The organism is Actinomadura sp. NPDC049382, assembly GCF_040677125.1.
GTDB classification, from domain to species: Bacteria; Actinomycetota; Actinomycetes; order Streptosporangiales; family Streptosporangiaceae; genus Spirillospora; species Spirillospora geliboluensis.
The window spans coordinates 1-2,146 of record NZ_JBFARO010000262.1; the positions used below are offsets into that span (position 1 = coordinate 1).

Sequence of the window (2,146 nt, forward strand, 5' to 3'; positions counted from 1 at the left end):
CTCGTCCACCTCCGCCGCGAAAGGAGCGATCTTGGCCTCGGCCAGCTCACGCACCGTGCGCCGCAGCAGCTCATGCTCCTCCGACGGCGCATACGTGGGAAAGTCAGAACTCATGCCGCAGATGCTACCCGCCAGTAGGGACTGGCGGGCAGGGCAGGTACGGGCCCGCAGTGGGCACGTGTCAGGAGAGGCCGCTAGTCGGCGACGGCGAATCGAAGGGAGCGGGTCTTGACCCACCGGCTGACGGTCATCGGAACGGGCTATCTGGGCGCCACCCACGCGGCCTGCATGGCCGACCTGGGCTTCGAGGTCCTCGGGCTGGACGTGGACGCCGAGCGGATCGCGCGGCTCGCCGCCGGTGACCTGCCGTTCTACGAGCCCGGCCTGGAACCGGTGCTGCGCCGGGGCCTGGAGACCGGGCGGCTGCGGTTCACGACGTCCTACAAGGAGGCCGCCGAGTTCGGGGACGTCCACTTCCTGTGCGTCGGGACGCCGCAGAAGGCCGGCGAGTACGCGGCCGACATGAGCTACGTGGACGACGCCGTCGCCTCCCTCGCGCCGCTGCTGAACCGGCCCTGCCTCATCGTGGGCAAGTCGACCGTGCCGGTCGGGACGGCCGAGCGGCTCGCCGAGACCCTCGCCCGGGTCGCGCCGGTCGGCGGCGACGCCGTGCTCGCCTGGAACCCCGAGTTCCTCCGCGAGGGGTTCGCCGTCCAGGACACCCTGCACCCCGACCGGATCGTGGCGGGGCTGCCCGCCGAGCAGGGCGCGGCCGAGCACGCCGAGAAGGTGCTCCGCGAGGTCTACCGGACGATGATCGCCGAGGGCACGCCGTTCATCACCGCCGACTTCCCCACGGCCGAGCTCGTGAAGGTGTCCGCCAACGCTTTCCTCGCCACCAAGATCTCGTTCATCAACGCGATGGCGGAGGTCTGCGAGGCCGCGCACGCCGATGTGACGAAGCTCTCGGAGGCGCTGTCCTACGACGACCGGATCGGCGGCAAGTTCCTCGGCCCCGGGCTCGGCTTCGGCGGCGGCTGCCTGCCGAAGGACATCCGGGCGTTCATGGCCCGCGCGGGCGAGCTCGGCGCCGACCAGGCGCTGACGTTCCTGCGCGAGGTCGACGAGATCAACATCCGGCGCCGGATCCGGATGGTGGACCTCGCCCGCCAGCTTCTCGGCGGCTCGTTCGCCGGCCGGACGGTCGGCGTCCTCGGCGCCGCGTTCAAACCGAACTCCGACGACGTGCGCGACTCCCCCGCGCTGGACGTGGCCGCGTCCATCCGGGCGCAGGGCGCGAAGGTGACCGTGTACGACCCGCAGGCCATGCGGAACGCGCGCCGCGCCCAGCCGACCCTGGAGTACGGCGACTCGGCCCTGTCGGCGGCCCGGGACGCGCACGTCGTCCTGCTGCTGACCGAGTGGCCGGAGTTCCGCGGCATGGACCCGGCCGCGCTCGCCGAGGCCGTCGCCGAACGCAACATCGTGGACGGCCGCAACGCCCTCGACCCAGAGCGCTGGCGCGCGGCGGGCTGGAACTACCGCGCGCTCGGACGCCCCTGAGCGCCGCGGGAAGCAAAGGATCGCGGGCGCTGTTGTCGTGGACATGGCAGACGAATTCGCCGACCAGGACGTGATCCGGCGGCTGCTGAACGAGACCGGGACGTGGGCCTTCGTCGGGCTCGGCGACAACCCCGACCGCGAGGTCTACACCCAGGCCCGGCTGATGCAGGAGCGCGGGAAGCGGATCATCCCCGTCCACCCGGCGGGGCGGGAGGTGCTCGGCGAGCGGGGCTACGCGTCGCTCGCCGACGTCCCGGAGAAGGTGGACGTGGTCGGCGTCTACCGGCGCGCCGAGCACGCCGGTGAGGCCGTGGACGCGGCGATCGCGGCCGGCGCGAAGGCCGTGTGGCTGCCGCTCGAAGTGATCGACGAGGCGGCGGCCCGGCGCGCGAAGGACGCCGGGCTCGACGTCGTCATGAACCGCTGCCCCGCCGTCGAATGGGCGCTGCGCCGCTAGGGACCGCAGCGGCCTTCCGCGAGGCGCGGCGGCGGCCCCCCCCCCCCCCCCCCGGGGGGCCCCCCCCCCGGGCGCCGGGTGGAGGTTATTGTTGGTTTGGGTGGGCCGGTTGATGCCCCACAAGGG

3 protein-coding genes are annotated in these 2,146 nt (G+C 73.0%); 2 read left to right on the forward strand and 1 reads right to left on the reverse strand.

All coding sequences use genetic code 11. The features are described 5' to 3' along the window. The coding region (locus AB0K34_RS46490) for an acyl-CoA dehydrogenase family protein (protein WP_143228253.1) at window positions 1–114 on the reverse strand (114 nt) is incomplete at its 3' end. Between the two features lie 114 nt (window positions 115–228). On the opposite strand from AB0K34_RS46490, the gene AB0K34_RS46495 reads away from it, so the two are divergent. After that, window positions 229–1,563, forward strand: coding sequence for a UDP-glucose/GDP-mannose dehydrogenase family protein (locus AB0K34_RS46495; RefSeq protein ID WP_138641962.1), 1,335 nt, complete (start codon window positions 229–231; stop codon window positions 1,561–1,563). Window positions 1,564–1,606: 43 nt separating this feature from the next. Next, window positions 1,607–2,020 (forward strand): CoA-binding protein, encoded by a 414-nt coding sequence (locus tag AB0K34_RS46500; protein ID WP_138641961.1) that lies wholly within the window; start codon window positions 1,607–1,609, stop codon window positions 2,018–2,020. Window positions 2,021–2,146 lie beyond the last annotated feature (126 nt).